The organism is Trichlorobacter lovleyi (assembly GCF_015239775.1).
GTDB classification, from domain to species: Bacteria; Desulfobacterota; Desulfuromonadia; order Geobacterales; family Pseudopelobacteraceae; genus Trichlorobacter; species Trichlorobacter lovleyi_B.
On the sequence record NZ_CP058409.1, the window covers coordinates 2,566,525 to 2,584,133 of the forward strand.

The 17,609-nt window shown below is 57.7% G+C and carries 15 protein-coding genes; 2 read left to right on the top strand and 13 right to left on the bottom strand.

All coding sequences use genetic code 11. From position 1 onward, the window contains the following. Positions 1 to 6 precede the first annotated feature (6 nt). From FY034_RS11845 to FY034_RS11860, 4 genes are all read right to left on the bottom strand, one after another. Positions 7 to 1,917: a DUF1566 domain-containing protein gene (locus FY034_RS11845; protein ID WP_265550789.1), complete on the bottom strand. Its 1,911-nt coding sequence runs from the start codon at positions 1,915 to 1,917 to the stop codon at positions 7 to 9. Between the two features lie 399 nt (positions 1,918 to 2,316). Next, the gene (locus FY034_RS11850; RefSeq protein ID WP_265550790.1) at positions 2,317 to 2,628 is read right to left on the bottom strand and encodes a hypothetical protein; all 312 of its coding nucleotides are present in this window, start codon (positions 2,626 to 2,628) and stop codon (positions 2,317 to 2,319) included. A gap of 68 nt (positions 2,629 to 2,696) precedes the next feature. Further along, a complete protein-coding gene (locus FY034_RS11855) occupies positions 2,697 to 3,092 on the bottom strand; it encodes a secondary thiamine-phosphate synthase enzyme YjbQ (protein ID WP_265550792.1) in 396 nt (131 codons plus the stop codon). A gap of 78 nt (positions 3,093 to 3,170) precedes the next feature. Continuing rightward, positions 3,171 to 4,250: a branched-chain amino acid aminotransferase gene (locus tag FY034_RS11860; RefSeq protein ID WP_265550795.1), complete on the bottom strand. Its 1,080-nt coding sequence runs from the start codon at positions 4,248 to 4,250 to the stop codon at positions 3,171 to 3,173. 288 nt (positions 4,251 to 4,538) lie between these two features. On the opposite strand from FY034_RS11860, the gene FY034_RS11865 reads away from it, so the two are divergent. Next, positions 4,539 to 4,829, top strand: a complete 291-nt coding sequence (locus FY034_RS11865) for an HU family DNA-binding protein (protein WP_012470684.1) — start codon at positions 4,539 to 4,541, stop codon at positions 4,827 to 4,829. 107 nt (positions 4,830 to 4,936) lie between these two features. Here FY034_RS11865 and FY034_RS11870 read toward each other — a convergent pair whose 3' ends face one another. The 9 genes from FY034_RS11870 to FY034_RS11910 form a co-directional block, all read right to left on the bottom strand. After that, on the bottom strand, positions 4,937 to 6,301 hold the full coding sequence (locus tag FY034_RS11870; RefSeq protein ID WP_265550797.1) for a sodium-dependent transporter: 1,365 nt from the start codon (positions 6,299 to 6,301) through the stop codon (positions 4,937 to 4,939). 37 nt (positions 6,302 to 6,338) lie between these two features. Next, positions 6,339 to 8,300: a hypothetical protein gene (locus FY034_RS11875; protein WP_265550800.1), complete on the bottom strand. Its 1,962-nt coding sequence runs from the start codon at positions 8,298 to 8,300 to the stop codon at positions 6,339 to 6,341. 2 nt (positions 8,301 to 8,302) lie between these two features. After that, entirely contained in the window at positions 8,303 to 9,121 is an 819-nt protein-coding gene (locus tag FY034_RS11880) for an AAA family ATPase (protein ID WP_265550802.1), read from the bottom strand. 24 nt (positions 9,122 to 9,145) lie between these two features. Then, positions 9,146 to 11,080 carry an alpha/beta hydrolase family protein gene (locus FY034_RS11885; protein WP_265550804.1) on the bottom strand — a complete coding sequence of 645 codons (1,935 nt, stop codon included), beginning with the start codon at positions 11,078 to 11,080 and terminating at the stop codon, positions 9,146 to 9,148. A gap of 28 nt (positions 11,081 to 11,108) precedes the next feature. Beyond that, positions 11,109 to 12,065: a ketopantoate reductase family protein gene (locus FY034_RS11890; RefSeq protein WP_265550806.1), complete on the bottom strand. Its 957-nt coding sequence runs from the start codon at positions 12,063 to 12,065 to the stop codon at positions 11,109 to 11,111. Positions 12,066 to 12,118: 53 nt separating this feature from the next. Beyond that, entirely contained in the window at positions 12,119 to 13,834 is a 1,716-nt protein-coding gene (locus FY034_RS11895) for a solute carrier family 23 protein (protein WP_265550808.1), read from the bottom strand. Positions 13,835 to 14,076: 242 nt separating this feature from the next. Further along, on the bottom strand, positions 14,077 to 14,991 hold the full coding sequence (locus tag FY034_RS11900; protein WP_265550810.1) for a DMT family transporter: 915 nt from the start codon (positions 14,989 to 14,991) through the stop codon (positions 14,077 to 14,079). Next, positions 14,988 to 15,833, bottom strand: a complete 846-nt coding sequence (gene lipA, locus FY034_RS11905; RefSeq protein WP_265550812.1) for a lipoyl synthase — start codon at positions 15,831 to 15,833, stop codon at positions 14,988 to 14,990. The genes FY034_RS11900 and lipA overlap by 4 nt, the downstream gene beginning before the upstream one ends. Then, complete coding sequence (locus FY034_RS11910; protein ID WP_265550814.1) at positions 15,830 to 16,657, bottom strand: lipoate--protein ligase family protein; 828 nt, start codon at positions 16,655 to 16,657, stop codon at positions 15,830 to 15,832. Before FY034_RS11910 ends, lipA begins: the two co-directional genes overlap by 4 nt. A gap of 347 nt (positions 16,658 to 17,004) precedes the next feature. Between FY034_RS11910 and FY034_RS11915 the strand changes: the two genes are divergently transcribed. Beyond that, positions 17,005 to 17,547 carry a flavin reductase family protein gene (locus FY034_RS11915; protein WP_265550815.1) on the top strand — a complete coding sequence of 181 codons (543 nt, stop codon included), beginning with the start codon at positions 17,005 to 17,007 and terminating at the stop codon, positions 17,545 to 17,547. Positions 17,548 to 17,609 lie beyond the last annotated feature (62 nt).

Consider the following 17,609-nt stretch of genomic DNA (forward strand, 5'->3'; position numbering starts at 1 on the left):
TTACCCCTACTTTATCAACAGATTTTCAATCGACAGACTACCGTTGCCAATAGTCAGACTACCAGCAAGGGTGGTGTAAAAACCGGTATTGGTACTGAATGCGGCATTAAAGCCACCTTTGAAGGCAACGACAATATCCCTGTTCAATAGCCAATCTTCCTGAAATTCAACCTCGCGGGCCAAGATTTCTGCCCCGGTAGTGCTGCCTGTGTAGGCTGCTGTCAACGTGTCATACCCTACCGCGTCCACCCTTGCCTTGGGTGCCTGGTTAAAGTTTGCCGTCACATAACGGTTTGCGGACATTAGTAGTGAACAACCTGCAGAGCCATTGCACTCCTGTGACCAGAGCTCAAAGGTAGAATCATTATCAGGCACGGGCTGAAGAACTACTGTTGTCCAAGGCACAAATTCTGCCAGACAGGTACCATCTGTGCAGTAGAGCCCCACCGGATCGCTATACACAACGCCATTGCCAGTACCGGCCATGGTTAGTATCAATGATGAAGTTGTCAGGTCCACCCCGTTACCGGTCAACGCCATTGATTTCAACGGCGCTGCCGGGGCACTTGAGGCAATGTTCAAAACAGCTGTTTTTACACCACTTGCCAACGGAACAAAATAAACCGTAACGGTACAGCCCCCTCCGCCGGCAATGATCGGCATCGGCCCACAACTGCCATTGCTGCCATCACCCGTATCGAGTAGAAACATATTGATATCTGGCCCATCAATACCCAGACTGTAGACAGACAGGTTATCTGGTCTCGACGGGTTGCTTATGGTAATAACCTGGCCGGAGCTGCTACCGATTCCTACTGAACCGAAATCTTTGGAACCAGGCACAACCGAAATGACCGAACTAACACTACGAACTGGCCAGACGTAGTAGTTACTGTCTTTGCTGTTAAAATCCACCTCCCCCACCAGCATGCTCACATAGAAGGAGTTATTTCGAAGGGGCAAATAGGTGCTGGAGGACCAGTACTCAGAACGCTGGAGGTTACTGAAAGAACGGTCCAGAGGCGAAGCGTCAGTGGCCAACCACGTATCAATCAGACTTTCTAGCTCATCCACGTTGGGCAAACGCCACTGACCGGCAGTGGAGCCGTCAGTCAAACCGCAGAGACCGGAGGTCAGATTATTACTCCAGGTTAAGGCATTGGCCCAGCTTAAGGAACCACTGTTCTTGTCCACCCCCCCTGCGCTGTCGGTACAGTTGGTGTTCTTCAGCCAGATCAAGCCGGTCAGGTTGTCGGTTATGGTACCATTACCGTTATCCGTGAAACGAGGATCAGGCCAGACCACTCCTGGCCCGCCACGAACAGGCCAAACCAAGAAGGAATTGGCCTTATTCTCAATACGCATGATGCCATCGAATATAAACACCTTCCAGCCGTAATAATCATTAACATCGAGCAACAGGCTACTGGAAGACCAATACATGATTCCAACATTGGTGAAACCTTGTGTATCGAGCCAGTAGGAATTGTTGACCTGTCCACGATTGACCAGGCTTTTCAGTTCTCGCCTGCGGGGGAGGTGCCACTGTCCGGCTGTTGAGCCATCACTTAACCCGCAGGCACCGGAAGCAAGGGCGTCGGCCGCAAAAGTAGCTTCCAACCAAGGTTTGCTGCCAAAACAGTCGGCATCCTTCAGCCAGACCAAGCCGGTCAGGTTGTCGGTTATGGTACCATTACCGTTATCCGTAAAACGGGGATCAGGCCAGACCACACCAACTTGTAGATCGCCATCCTGACCGGTACCGCTGCAGGGTATCTCCGATCCAGCGGTATTGTAGCAGGAGGTCTGACCGGTGGCCGGGACAGGAGCGGGGGCGGCAAGAGAGGTGCAAATGCAAAATGGAAAATAAAAAAGTGAAAATGCAAGCAACAAAACCGTAATGGCATGCTTGAGCATAACAGGAATACCTCTGGTTTGTGACATTATTACAGCGGTCATCAAAAGCCGCGACGTTCCTGACGAGTAAACCGAAAACGACCTCTAAAGCTGCAAAGCACGTTCATTGCACTGCTGTGACACTAGAGCATCTCATGCGATGTGAAAGACATGAACAGTAAAAATTTGTATACACTAACATTCAAGGATGTCAAGGTCTTGAAGCTATATTCAAATGGTATCAAACACAAACTATTCCAACCTCTACCCGACAACCAAAACCTACAAAAGGCAAGTGACATTAGCATGTTACAAATGCACCCAAACAGCCATTCCTGCAGTTAATCATCTGCATTGGATTGAGGTTGAGATCATCGCACTGGCATGGAACCATCCACAGGCCCCATCTGGATAAAAAACTCAGTTCTGATTTCCACCATCACTGCCGCCATAGGTATCCAGCCATTGCTCCTGCGGGCTGCGGCTGTCACCATACTGGACAATCACACCGTCTTCACGCTGGTACGAGCATGACCAGCCGGCCCGGTCGGCCTTGTCAAAGGTGGGATAGTCGCGGGGATGTTCCAGCGGATCGTACGGTTCAGAGTAGTTGCTCCAGTCCGTCGGCCGCGGACAGCGTTCATCGCCGCGGTAGTCACCGGCAGCAAACGCCTGTACTCCCAAACTTATGGCTATAATCATAAAGGCCAATTGTACGATTCTTTTTAACATGGCACAGGCTCCCTTCCTGTTTCATAACTTCCATGAGTAAATTCTAACACAATTCCCGATTCATGTGATCAGGAAAATGCCAGCCTGACCTGACGCTGGCGTGGTCCATCAAACTCGCAAAAGTAGACCCCCTGCCAGGTTCCCAGCCAGAGAGTTCCTGCCCTGACAATCACCTGTACTGACGAGCCGAACAGGCTGGCCTTGATATGGGCATCCGAATTGCCTTCAACGTGGCGGAAACCGGGGAGATCCGGCACCAGCTGCTGCATGAACCAGGTCATGTCACGGGCCACATCCGGGTCAGCATTCTCGTTGATGGTGACCCCGGCGGTGGTATGGGGCACAAAGACCGTCAGGATGCCATCCTGCCAGCCACGCTGTTGTACCAGGTCAGCCAGCAGTCCGCTGATCGGCAGCATCACATTTTTCTGTCCTGTCTTGATCTGAAGTTCGGCGGTCTCCATGGCGTCTCCTGATACGCAAAAGGGGCAAAAACCATCGGTTCATGCCCCTCTGAAGGTCATATCACGGCTCAATAACGGCTAGGCCGCGTCAACGATCCTGATCCAGCCATAACGATCATCCAGCTTGCCGGTCTGGATACCGGTCAGGGCGTCGTACAGTTTCTGGGTAATCGCACCAACGCCGCCGTCGCCAACCTGCAGCGCCTCATCCTTGTAACCGAGCTTACCCACCGGGGTCACCACTGCAGCGGTGCCGCTGCCAAAGGCCTCGGTCACCTTGCCGCCGCGCAGGTCTGCGAACAGCTCATCCACATCAATCAGCCGCTCCTCAACCGTGCAGCCCAGTTCAATCGCCAGCCGCAGCACCGATTCACGGGTAATGCCGGACAGGATCGAACCGGTCAGGGGGGCGGTGACAATATGGTTGCCGTAGGCAAAGAACATGTTCATGGCCCCGACCTCTTCAATGTAGCGACGCTCCTTACCATCCAGCCAGAGCACCTGATCATAGCCCTTCTTCTTGGCTTCCAGGCCGGCCTTGAGGGAAGAGGCGTAATTGCCGCCGGTCTTGGCATCACCGGTGCCGCCTGCCACGGAACGGACATATTTGTCCTCCACCAGGATGCTGACCGGGTTGAAGCCGGCTGCATAGTAGGCCCCCACCGGGGAAAGGATCACAAAAAAGTAGTAATGGTCGCCGGGCTTGACTCCAAGATAGGGATCAACCGCTATCATGGCCGGCCGGATATACATCGCGGTGCCGGGTGCGGTGGGAATCCAGTCCTTTTCCAGCTCAACCAGCTTGTCGATGCCGTCCAGAAACAGCTCTTCAGGCACTTCCGGCATGCACATCCGGCTGGCGGACTGATTGAAGCGTCGGGCGTTCATCTCGGGGCGGAACAGGGCGATCCTGCCATCATCCCATTTATAGGCCTTGAGCCCCTCAAAGATCTCCTGGGCATAGTGCAGCACCGACGTGGCCGGGTCCAGCATGAACGGCTCGTACGGCTTGATCCGGGCATTATGCCAGCCTTTGTCAACAGTCCACTCGACCAGCAGCATCCGGTCGGTAAACAGCTTGCCAAAGCCAAGTTGTGTCTCATCAGCCACCTTCTGTTTCATCCGCTCAGGGGCCAAGGGAAGTACTTCGATCTGCATCTGACACCTCCTGCAAAAATATCTGAAAAAAGAGGCGGCCCATGGCCGCCGTTGCCTTTCATACTTACTGCCAGCCCGAAACAGTGTCAACCATTTCTTGGACAAACCGGGACACGGAAGCGCCGGCTGAAAGACCTGACAGCGGCTGCGGCCTGATTTTTTTAAGCCATTTGTAAAAAAATGTAGGTTGGGCGCTTGCAGACTAAAAAACTGGTGTTATCATGCTCTACCAAGCAGTAGCCGGTGCAGGAGACGTCCTGTCCCGTATCCAACCAAGGGGGTACCCAGATGAAGAAGGCAGATCTCGTTGCAAAGATGGCAACCGACGCAGGCATCACCAAGGCACAGGCCGAAAAGGCACTGGCCGCCTTCACAGCTGCTACTGAAGCAGCTCTGAAAGCAGGCGACAAGGTAACACTGGTAGGATTTGGCACATTCAGTACCATTTCCCGCAAGGCCCGCACCGGCCGCAACCCCCAGACCGGCAAGGAGATCAAGATTGCAGCCAAGACATCGGCAAAGTTCTCACCCGGCAAGGGGCTGAAAGATCTGAAGATCAAGGCAGCCAAGAAGAAGTAGCCCACTGCTCTTGATGTAACTAAAAAGCCCCGTCTCGACGGGGCTTTTCTTTTATGCAGCAGACCACAGCTCCTCTTGTGAGGGCAGGGGCCATGCACTCCGGCATATCAAAACAGGCCGACCTTGTTCAGCAGCACCAACGCCACCAACACCGGTGAAACATAGCGGATCAGAAAATACCAGACGTGGTAGAATGCCCGGCTTCCCCCACCCTTCAAAAGCTCATCCCTCCCGATTCTGGGGATCAGCACCCACCCGGCGAACAGCGTAATCAGCAGTCCTCCCAGCGGCAGGAGATAGTTACTTGCCAGGAAATCGATGGAATCCAGAAAATTGCGATCACCGATGACATGCCACTCCTTGAGCAGATTATTTGAGAATGCCGAAGGAACGCCCAGTGCAAAAATAGCCAGCCCCATCAGCAGCGTTGCCCTGGTACGGTCCCATTTCTGCTCATCACAGTAGTAGGCCACCACCACCTCCAGCAATGAAATGCCCGAAGTAAGCGCGGCAAACACCAGCAGCAGGAAGAACAGGATGGCAATCAGGGTACCGCCCGGCATCTGGCTGAACAGGATCGGCAGGGTCTTGAACACCAGACCGGGCCCTGCCGCAGGGGCCATGCCGTAGCTGAAGACGATCGGAAAGATGGCCAGCCCGGACAGCAGTGCCACCAAGGTGTCCATAATTGATACCGTAATGGCCACCTTGGGAATACTGATCTCTTCATCCGCATAGCTGCCGTAGGTCAGCATCGCCCCCATGGCCAGACTGAGGCTGAAGAAGGCGTGGCCCAGCGCCTCCAGCATGGCAGGCGGGTCCAGCCTGGACCAGTCTGCTGCAAACAGAAACCGGAACGCCTTGGCCCCCCCCGCTGAAAAGAGGCCATGGGCGGCCAGGGCCACCAGGATCAGAAACAGGACCGGCATCATGATCTTGTTGGCCCGCTCCAGGCCGCTCTTGACGCCACCGATCACGATCAGTACGTTGGCAGCAACAAACAGGGCCTGCCAGAACAGCTGGCTGAAATCGCTTGCCAGCAGACGGTCAAAAAGCTGCGGCACCTGATCGGCATACTGCGGTGTGAAGGTCCCTTTAAGCGCCAGCCAGAGGTAGTCCACGGCCCAGCCGGCCACCACGCCATAGTAGGAGAGGATCGAAAACGCAGCAACCACCCCCATCCAGCCCACCAGTGTCCAGCCGCCCCCTTTCAGCCGTTTAAAGGCCCCCACCGGGTCTTTGCGGGTATGCCGGCCGATCACCATCTCGGCCACCATCAGCGGGACACCGATGCTCAGGATGCAGAACAGGTAGAACAGGACAAAGGCGCCACCGCCGTGCATGCCGGTGACATAGGGGAACTTCCAGATGTTGCCCAGGCCGACGGCAGAGCCGGCTGCAGCCATGATAAAGCCCAGCCGGCTGGACCAGCGGCCGCGGAAATGCTGTGGAGGCTGTGGTTGATGACTCATGGGACACCTCAGGATAAGATGGGAAACAACGGCGATGCTACCAGATGTACTCTTTGGCAAAGGCCCGTTTATCATGCCCGGAAAGCACATGCAACACCCGCAACTGCTTCAGCCGCACCGGCGAGAGTGACCCCAGCGGGATATAGACAATGGTCCGGCCGATCCTGGCGGCATGCTGTTTAAAGCTGCTGCGTGGCGGCTTTGCCGCAACATAGACCACATTCCGTTCCGTTGAGTAATCCAGCGCAGCCAGCAGCAGTATCTCGGCCCTGCTATCGGCAAAACGGTAGTCGGGGTCGCTCCAGACCTCCCGCAGGCGGCGGGGTGGATAGGAGAGCATGAAGCCACCGTATTCACAGCGGCAGATCCCCGGCCCCACCACATTTGCTGCCGGGTCAGTGGCATAGAAGGCCATATCCGACTCCTGCTCATGTTCACCGAGCCAGGTGGTCTGGTAGGGGTACTCGCCACGTCTGCCTTCACTGAAGATCATGACCACACTGCCGACGCCCCCCTTGGCCCTGACCTGCTGCCGTACGTAGATAGCCCCTTCATGCATGTTCCGCAAGGTCTCACGCATGTCAATGCCGTCAAGCAGCGAGGTGGAGAACTTTTCGCTGCGGGACTGTTCCTCCGACAGCTGCAGGCTCCCCTTTTGTTTGAGAAAGTTGCCGAAGTTCTCAATGGCAAGGTCTTCAGGGGGGTAGGAACAGATCGAAGGATTATCAAACCCCTCCAGCCATTCTCCGGGGCGTTTCTCCCGCTTGCGCTGCATCAAGCGCAGGCCGGAAAGTCCTTTTTTGCGTTGCTGACGGGGACGGAACCTGATCTGGCGCTGCCCTCCCCACAACTCTTCCGCCGAGATGCTGCGGTCAGGCAGGTCGCTGCCTTCCTGCTGCCAGGGATAACTGACGGCCAGGCGGCAGAAGGCATAGGCAAAGTTGTCATCCAGACAGCCGCGGGCAGCCGCCAGCAGCTGGAACAGGTCCGGCAGCAGCATCTTGTCCAGCAGGGCGTAGTTGCGGGCAAAGCGGAAGAAGGCCCGCTTTTGCCAGATATGCACCGGTTCGCCGGTCTCCTGCTTGTAATGGCGGGCCGTTTCGCTGAACAGGTGATAGATAATCCGCTGCCGGTCGGGAAAGCGGCCTGCTGTCCCAAGCTGGTGGGCCGAACGCCGGATGGCGGCATCCATCACCTCTGCCTCCGGCAGCTCCTGCCTGCCGCCGCCGATCAGTTCCAGTGCATGGAACTGCTTACGCAGCCCGTTACCACGCTCAACCGGCAGATCCGGCAGCCCGTGTCTCCGGTATTCATAGACGGCCGACAGAAAGGGGAACTCGGCCAGCGCCTCACCGCAGCAGGCAGGATGCAGGTTCCAGAGGGTGATCCCTTCCCGCTGTTTCCGCGCCACAGGGGGCGCCTGGGGCTGCTCATACAGCCCGGCAACCCGCTGCAGATGGGCCATACCGCAGACAAACAGAATCCGCTGATGCTCCTGCCCGAGCTGCTGCAGGGCATAGGCCATCCCCTGCTCACGGCGGCGGTCGGCATGGCAGGGGATCTCTGCTGCCATTGCCTCACAAAAGGCCTGATAATAGGCAGCCAGCCCTATGCGGGCAATGCTGTAGGAGTCAGGCAGCGCTTCACGGTGGCGGGGGTAGCGGTCAATATCCGGATCAACACAATGCAGCGGAATCCCCAGCTCCATAGCCAGCCGCCCGGCCTCGACCAGGGGATCGGCAGGCTCAACAAGCAGATGGACTGACGACTCACGGCCATCGGCCTCTCTGACCGGATAGCTGACTAAACTGATCTGGGGCAGCCGTGCCAGGGCACGGCGGAAGGGGGCTGCAAGGGTTGGCGGCAGCTCAATGGCAATGGCATCAGGGCGGATCTGCTGCACGGCCTGGCGAACCAGATGGGCAAACTCCATCCGGTAGTGCAGCACCGGCAGTCCGTACACAGGACCAAAGTGGTGAAGAAAGAGTCGTCGCGGCATGATCAGGAGAGGTACGGAAGCGCCTCGTCCCCCAAAATACGCTCAACCGCTGTTGCCAGCATCTCACGGGGGGCGCTGTTGCTGACGGCAGACATCTTCAGGGCGTAGCGGGCGATATTGATGCCGTCCCGTACCGAATAGCGCTCATCCCTGGCATGGGCCTGCTGGAGAAAATCAACCACGTAATGCAGGATCTCCGGTTCTGCAAAGGGCAGGTTCTCCTGCAGGATCAGCAGCTCTTCGTCCGCCTCGGGAAAATCGATATAGATCTGGGGCTGCAGGCGGGAATGGATATACTCGGGGATCTCAAAGGTCGAGGCATCCTCGTTCATGGTCACCACAATCCTGAAATCGCGGTGCGCCGGGATCCTGAGCCCGGTAATCACCGACTCGACATAGCGGCGATCATCCAGCAGGGGAGCCAGGGAGGCCCAGGATTTCTCGCTCATCCGGTTGCCTTCATCCAGGATCAGCACCCCGCCGTTCACCATGGCAGACACCAGTGATGAGCCCACGTACTGGATGGTACCGCCCGGCCCGATCACCGGTGTTACAATCAGATCCTCCGGCCGGGTATCCATGGTGGCCTGAAACAGATAGACCGGCCTGTTCAGACGCTTGGCCGCTGCGTAGGCCAGGGTTGTCTTGCCCACCCCCGGCTTGCCGATCAGGCGGGGATTAAACGGGATATCACGGGCCTCAAGCACCATCCAGGCTGCCAGCAGCTGACGTAACAGCTCGTCCTGTCCGATCCAGTTCAGTGCCAGCTCAACCGGCCTGGCCAGCGCAAGGGTGATACCATCTATGGTGGTCTGCTGCATAGGGAGACTCCAGCCTGCATTGGGTTATTTTTTTGACGAACGGTCCTTGAGAAGGTGTTTTCTGAAAAACGCCTCCATGGCCCCGTAAAACTCAAACTGGTTTTCCTCGTTATGGAAACCATGCCCTTCGTTATCCTTTACCAGATACTGCACCTCAACCCCGCGTTTCTTCAGGGCGGCCACCATCTGGTCGGATTCAGCCTTGTTCACCCGGGGGTCATTGGCCCCCTGGGCAATGAACAGCGGCGTCCTGATCCGGTCGGCGTGGAAGACCGGCGAGGTCTGTTTAAGCAGGGCCGTATCCTTTTGCGGGTCCCCCACCATCTCATACATCATGGCCAGATACGGTTTCCAGTAGGGGGGAATGGTCTGCATGAAGGTAAACAGGTTGGCCACACCGACATAATCAACCGCCGCAGCATAGAGATCCGGAGTAAAGGTCACCCCGGCCAGGGTGGCATAGCCGCCGTAGCTGCCGCCATAGATCCCCACCCGCTTGGGATCGGCAATCCCCTCCTTGATCAACCAGGCAACCCCGTCCGTGATATCATCCTGCATGCGCCTGCCCCACTGCTTGAAACTCTTTTCCCAGAAGGCCCGGCCGTAGCCGGTTGAACCGCGATAATTCATCTGGAAGACAGCAAAGCCACGGTTGGCCAGAAACTGGATTTCCGGGTTATAGCCCCAGGAATCCCGCACCCACGGCCCGCCATGGGGATTGACGATGACCGGCAGCTGCTTGGCCTCACGGTTCACCGGCACCGTCAGGTAGCCGTTGATGGTCAGACCGTCCCGGGTCGTATAGGTTATCGGCTGCATGCCGGCCATATCGGCCGGATTGATGCGGGGATTGATCTCGCCCAGGCTGGTCAGGGTATCGGTTTTAAGCGAGTAGACATAACGGGCACCCTGGGTGCGGTCATTGTAGGCAGCCACAATGAAGGTATCTTCAGCACGGTTTTCGCTCTGCAGAGCGATCTCATAACCGGGCAGTCTTTCCTTTAGTCTGGCATAGAGCGCCCTGGTTTCGGCATCAAAGAAATGCTGCTGGCTCTTCCAGGTGGTAAAGCTGACCTGTGTAAGCAGTTTACGTTTGTGAGAGTAGGACAGCCCGTCCAGATCAACCTCCGGATGTTCAAAAAGCGGTGGTGATTCCGTACCGTTGTCCGGATCGAGCAGTACCAGTGCGGTCTTGTCCCGGCCGCGGTTTGAAAGGGTATACAGCGACCTGTTGTCAAAGGTGAAAAACAGCGGGGAGACCGTGGTACGGAAATCAGTGGTCAGAATGGTCTTGAACGGCTCCTTTTCAGTTGCCCGGTACAGCAGACTGGTAGTGACACCGTCGGATGTTGAGGCCATCCGGACACGACCGGCATGGTCAGTGATCCAGCCGGTGATATTGCCGGGGTTCTGAGCCACCAGTTGAGCATCACCGGTCTTGACATTAACCCGGTACACGTCAAAAAACTGCGGGTCACGCTTGTTGTGCTGCACCAGAACATGCTCAGGGTCATCCAGCAGGTCATCCACAATTGAGGCACGGACCTTGGGAAAGGGGGTTAGATCCCTGACCTTGCCGCTTTTCAGATCAACGGACAGCAGATGGTAATTTTCATCTCCCCCAAAGTCCTTCAGGTAGAGGATGGTGTCACTCCCCTTCCAGAAAAAACCTGCAATATCCCGCTCGGTTTCAGACGTAAGCTGCGTTGCCTTGGCAAAGTCAGGTGTCTTGCCGTCCGGCGGCAGGGAGACCACATACAGGTTCTTGCGGCGCTCATAGGGCTGCATGAACCCGAGGGTCTTTCCATCTTCGGAGAGACGGAAAACCGAGCGTTCCGGCTTACCGAAAAAATCCTTCAGGTCATACTGTGTTACCCCCTGGCCGGCCATGGCCGGGCCTGTCAGGGCAGAAAGCAGCACCAGATTGCAGACACCGTGTGTTACCAAAGACTGCCTCATTACCAAACCCCTTTAGAATTGAACATTTTCATACCTGCAACGCCCCCGGCATCGAGGCGGCAGCGCACGTCGATCCCGCCTCAATCAGCTGCAACGCATCAAAAAGGCGTTGATTCACCGGCGTCAGGATACCGTGCTGTTTTCCAAGCATAATCACGGTTCCGGCCAGCATCTCCAGCTCGGTCTTGCGGCCCGCCTCCACATCCTGCAGCATGGAGGTCTTGCTTGAGGCCCCCAGTGTGGCAAGAACCGTGTACCAGGCAGCGATATCCTGCTCTGACAGATCCACCTGCATGGCCCGGGCAATCCTGATCACCTCACGCATGGCGGCATCCATCAGCTCCCGTGCCTCGGCAGAGGAACGGATGGCGCCATAGGTCAGCCCCATCACAGCCGAGACCTGGTTCACCCCCACGTTGATCATATACTTGAACCAGAGACTGCGCAGCATATCCGGCGGAATCTCATGGGCTATGGCGGCCCTGTTGAAAAGATCCCGGACCTGCCTGACCCGCTCCGTCAGTCTGCTGTTCCGTTTTTCGCCGAAAAGCACCCGCCCCAGGCTGCTGTAGGTCACAACGTTGTGTTCCCTGACCGCATCAATCCCCAGGGTCAGACCATACAGCATCCTGTCCATGCCATAGACCGCCCCGATCCGCTCTTCACTGTCAATGCCGTTCATGACCGAGAGGATGGTGGTTGCAGGGCCGACCGCCTGTTTCATCCCAACGATGGCCTGATCAAGCTGATGGTGCTTGACCGCCACGATCAGGAGATCAACGGGGCCTGCCTCTTTCGGCTGCAGCACCGCGATGCGAGAGGTTGTGCCGTTGACCGTGACGCCATCCCGGCGCAGCCGTTCCGCCCGCTCTCCTGAAGCGATGAAACAGACCGCGGCCGGGTCCATGGCAAAGAGCAGACTGCCGTAGGTTGCCCCCAGTGCCCCGGCACCGATAATGGCTGTCTGTCTCATTGAACGCTGCATGTAACGGCCCCCCGTATCCTTTGCGGCCAGACAATCCGGCCTGCGATGTTCCTTCAGCCCAGCTTGAACCAGATGTAGGTGATTCCGGAGATCTCCACATGGTGCAGATCCCGTACCAGGCCTTTTACCAGCACCAGCCCCAGGGACGATATCTCCTCTTCGGTTGCAGCCATCAGATCAGCGGGCATCCCCTTAAAGTTGACACTTTCCACCCGTTCGCCGTGGATGATCTCCACCACCAGTTCTTCGTCGTGACGCAGCACCTTGATCTTCACGCTGGAGGTTGCCGGGCTGCGCTTGGCAATATGCGCAAACAGCTCCTCACAGACCAGCTGCAGCCGGTACTGCTGCTGCTGATCGAGATCGAGGTCATTGCCGGCCTGCTGCAGGTTTTCCAACAGGACCGGGTACTGACTGGCCACAACCGGAAAGCTGAACTCTTTGCTCGACAGGATGGCAAAACGGAACAGCAGGCTGAGGGCAACGGCAACCAGCCCGCCGGCGGCAACGCTGCTGTTCAGGAACAAGGCAAAGGTTGGCGGGAACACGCCGGGAAAAAACTTGCCGCTTTCAGCCAGCATGCCGACACACAGCGACACGCCGACCAGCAGCCCGGACTGATGGGTAATGCCGTGCGCAAACACCAGTTCAAGACCGGCCGGAAACATCATGGCGGCCAGCCCCATGATAAAGCCGCCGTACACCGGCGCAGGCAGGTTGACCATCACCATGCTCAGCTTGGGCAGAAAGGGCAGTAGGATCAGCATCAAGGCACCGAAGACCCCCACCATCCGGCTGGCGACCCCGGTGATCCGCACAACCGAGATATTCTCGGAATAGGTCTCATTCGGCATGGTCCCAAGGGCGCCGGAGATCAGGTTGCCGCAAGCATCCGCGTACATGGTGCCCTGAATAATACCGTAGTTGACCTGCCGCGGCTCACGGTGGGAGACCCGCTGGATCGCCATGCTGTTGCCGATGGCCTGTACGCCGTTTATCAGGGTCAGCAGGGCCAGGGTCAGAAAAAACGGAAAATGTTCCGGCTTCAGGTTGAAGGTCAGGCCGGGCCAGCTGCCGGCAAACCTGCCGAACCAGGGGTAGGCGGCTGCCGCGCTCACATCCAGGATCCCCAGCCCCCAGGACACCGCAAGGCCGGCAACCATACCGATGATGGGGCACCAGAGCCGCAGGGTCCGGTTGCCGAACAACGCCATCCCCAGCAGGGCACACATGGTCACCCCACCGGCGATCAGATGCTTGGCAGAACCGTACAGGGCGCTCCCATGCTCCCCCATCCATTCCTGATGGCCGACAGAGATCAGGCTGATCACCACCAGCAGCAGGATGACGCCCCCCACCACCGGTGTGAAGACATGGCGCAGATGCCGCAGGCAGTAGGCCAGCAGCATCTCAACCGGTGCAACCAGTATGCTCAGGGTGGCCAGCAGCGCAAAACCGCCTGCGGTCACCACATCGACACAACAGCTGAAGTAGGCCGCAGAACTGCCCATGAAAAGCACATAGCCGGTACCGACCCTGCCGATACGCACCACCTGCAGCAGCGTTGACAGCCCTGCCGCCAATGCCGCCGCACACGAGGCGAACAGGATATGCTCCAGTGGCGCACCGGCCTTTTTGCCGACAATAACCGGGAAGATAATGATCTCGCTGTAGATCAGCATCACATGCTGTGCCGCCATCAGCAGCGTCAGCCAGAAGGGGGAGCGTTCGGCCATATCGTAGAGCAGGTTTGTTTTAACGGAGGTCATCGGGCTTGGCGCCTCCGCTGCTGTTTCAGGATCTCCATGATCACCCTCCCCTTCAGGATCCGATACTGCTGGTGCGTGCCGGTCAGCTCCCGCCCCCCTGCAGGCCGTTGAAAAACGTTATGAGGAAGCACGACTACAAGGCGCACGGCGCGCAGCGACTGAGACATAACAGACCGTTAGACGAAGGAGCGAGCACCGCGCAACGCCGTAGGCGGGCTCCGCAGTAGCTTTTCAACAGCCTGCTAAGATTTCCTCAAGCGCAGCAGATCAGTGGCAAAGATAATGCCGACAACGATCAACAGGATACCAAGCAGGTGGTAGCCCTGCAAACGCTCCTTTAAAAACAGAACCGCCAGAATGGTGCTGAATACCGGCATCAGGTGGATAAACTGGCCGCCCACCTGCGCCCCCACGGAACGGATGCCGCTGTTCCAGGCCACAAAGGCAACCACAGATGCCAACACCCCCACGTAGCCGATGCTGGCCAGGCTTGCCGCCGTCACCGGCACCGTTGCACCGTTGATCACTTCCAGCAGATAGAGCGGCAGGATAAAGAACTGGCCGCACAGGGCGATACAGAACAGAAACAGCAGCGGGTCCAGCCCCTCCGGGTAGTAGCGCAGGCAGACGGAGTAGACTGCCCAGGAGGTGGCGGCCCCCAACACCAGCAGGTCGCCGGCACTGAAGGTCAAATGGGCGATGGTGGCCGGGTTGCCCCGCAGGATAATGATACAGACCCCTCCCAGCGACAGCAGAATGCCGACCCATTGCCGGAAACTGACCCCTTTGCGAAAGAAGACCCGGGTAAAGAGGATGATCAGTATCGGTATGGCAGAGTTTACCAGGGCCGCATTGATGGCGGTGGTGGTGTGCATCGCCAGATAGATCAACAGGTTGAAGAGGGTGACCCCGAACAGGCCGAAGAGGGGGAAGATCTTCAGGTTGGCCCGGATCAGTGGCCACTGGCTTTTCAGGCGGGGCAGCACAATCGGGCACAGCACCGCAAGGGCCACCGTCCAACGCCAGAAGAGCAGCCCCACCGGCGGAATCAGGGTGGCAACGGCCCGGCTGATCACAAAGTTGCCGGACCAGATCAGGGCGCTCAGGGTTAACAGCAGATAGGCAAACAGTGGCCGATGTACGCTTGGTGTTGTCATGCGTAGTTAGCCGCATGGTACGAGCTGCGGACATAGGGACCACTCTCCACATGTCTGAATCCCAGTGCCAGAGCCTCATCCCGCAGCAGGTCAAACTGCCGGGGCGGAATATAGGCCACCACCGGCTGATGCCGTCGGCTGGGGGCCAGATACTGGCCAAGACTCAAGTAGCTGCAGCCTGCCCTGCGCAGATCCCGCAGCACCGCCCGCACCTCATCCAACTCCTCCCCCAGCCCCAGCATGATGCCTGATTTGGTGGGAATGCCCGGCGCACGCAGCGCTGCCTGCTGCAGCAGCTCCAGTGAACGTTGATAATCAGCCCCTTTGCGCACCTCGTACAGCCGCGGCACCGTTTCAAGGTTGTGGGCCAGGATGGCCGGCTGCGCCGCCAGCACCGTTGCCAGACTGGTCAGGTCACCGCCGAAATCAGGCACCAGCAGTTCCACCGCAGTACCAGGTGAGACCTCCCGCACCGCAGCCACGGTGGCTGCATAGTGAGCAGCACCGCCATCAGGCAGGTCATCACGGGTAGGGCTGGTGATCACCAGATGGGAGAGCTTCAGGCGCAGCACCGCCTCTGCCAGACGGCGCGGTTCATCAGCATCCGGGGCCTGGGGCCTGGGCGCCTTATCCACGTTACAGAAGCTGCACTGGCGGGTGCAGTCCCTGCCCAGGATCAGAAAGGTGGCCTGACCGCAGCCGAAACACTCCGCTATATTGGGACACAGCGCCTGCTGGCAGACCGTGTTCAGCTTCAGTTCGGACAGCAGTCCCCGCATGGCGGCCTGTTCTCCCTGCGGCACCTTTTTGCGCAGCCATTCCGGCTTGCGTTGGATTTTCATGGTTCTTCGCCTTCCAGATTCCAGCAATCAGCCTGGTATTTTCCTGTCAGCAACTGCGCTGAAACCGCCTGCTCCTGCCCGGTCAATCCAGCGGGCTGCAACACGGCCCCCAACTGCGCGGCAAACTGCTGCACAAGTATCTGCTTCAGTTGTTCATCCCCAAGCGCAACCCCCTCATCCCCCAGACAGGTGGTTGCCTGTTCAAGCCCCTGCGGCCTGATCTTCAGGTACTGCACACCCTGCCCGACCCGGTTCTGCAGCGGGATCGAGCCATGCTGAAAGATGATCTCCCGCGAGCGGCGCTGGGCATTGCCGCCGATCTTGCGGCCCTGCAGCATGATATCGTAGCTTTCCTGGCCTGCGAAACAGAGCGGTGTGCGCTGCCCCAGCCTGCTGCCTGCTGGGGCCAGATCAACGGCATAACCGGCCTGCAACCCCAGGGCATGATAAAAGCCCAACAGAAAAGCGGTCAGCACCCGGAAGGAATCCTTCACCGAGCTGGCAGGCGGGATCTGCGAGGGCGTACAGACCAGGCTGTAGGTCAGCTCATCGGCATGCCAGATCGCCCCGCCACCGGTAATCCTGCGTACGATGGTCAGGTTGTCGGCCCGGCAACGGGCCAGATCAAGGTCATCTCCGGCCTTCTGAAAGCGCCCCAGCGACAGCGCAGGCGGTTGCCAGCCGTACAGCCGCAGCACCGGCCGTGATGCAGCCGGATCAAAGCAACGGAAAAGCGCCTCATCAATCGCCATGTTCTCCCTGCCGCAACAGGGTCCGGTATCAATGACCCGCCAGATTACACCATCTTCAGCCTGTCTGTGCATCTATCCTTATCCTGTCCTCAGGGACACGCAAAAAAAACAGCGGACTCTTTCGCCATGCCAACCGTTGCAGCGCCTGGTTTATACCATGATGGTCGTCAGACGGGAATGCCCCAATAGCCCCCGGGGCACACGAAAATTGCAGCCAGCCTGTCAACAGAGGGCTGGCACAAGGATGGCGCAGGATGATACCACAGTGTCCGGCAGGAAGGAATGTTTGGCATCTATGCGGCAAAACTGGCGACTTTACAAACAGCACCAGCATGGTTATACATCTTTAGACTCCCTGCCCCACCTCAACAGCACCAATGCTCCAGCACCAGAGACGCACAAAGGAACAGGACGTTCTTATGCGACAATTACAGCTGAGCAAGGCCTTTACCCTGATAGAAGCCGGGCCTGTTGTCCTCGTGACGACTCATGATGGTCAGAAGGACAACATCATGACCATCTCCTGGACGATGGTGCTGGATTTCACCCCGCTATTTGCCATTGCCACGGGTGCATGGAATCACTCCTTTCTGGCACTGCAACAGACCAGGGAGTGTGTCATTGCGATCCCCACGGTTGATCTGCTCGATACGGTGGTCGGCATAGGGACATGCTCCGGAGCGGACACCGACAAGTTTGCCCGTTTTGGGCTTACGCCTGTGCAGGGCAAGGTCGTCAGGCCGCCCCTGATCAAGGAGTGCCTCGCCAACATAGAGTGCAAGGTGATCGACATGATTAAGAAGCACAACATCGTCGTGCTAGAGGGGGTTGCCGCGTACCTCGATACAGCACGCAAGGAAAAGCGCACGGTTCACGCTGTTGGCGACGGAACCTTCATTGTCGACGGGCATTCGATTGATCGCAGGGAGATGATGGCCTCCAAGATTCCATCCGGTGTGTAGCGCTCATTGCCCTCAAACGGGGACAGGCTGCTTTTAAAAAAGCAGCCTGTCCCCGTTACTAC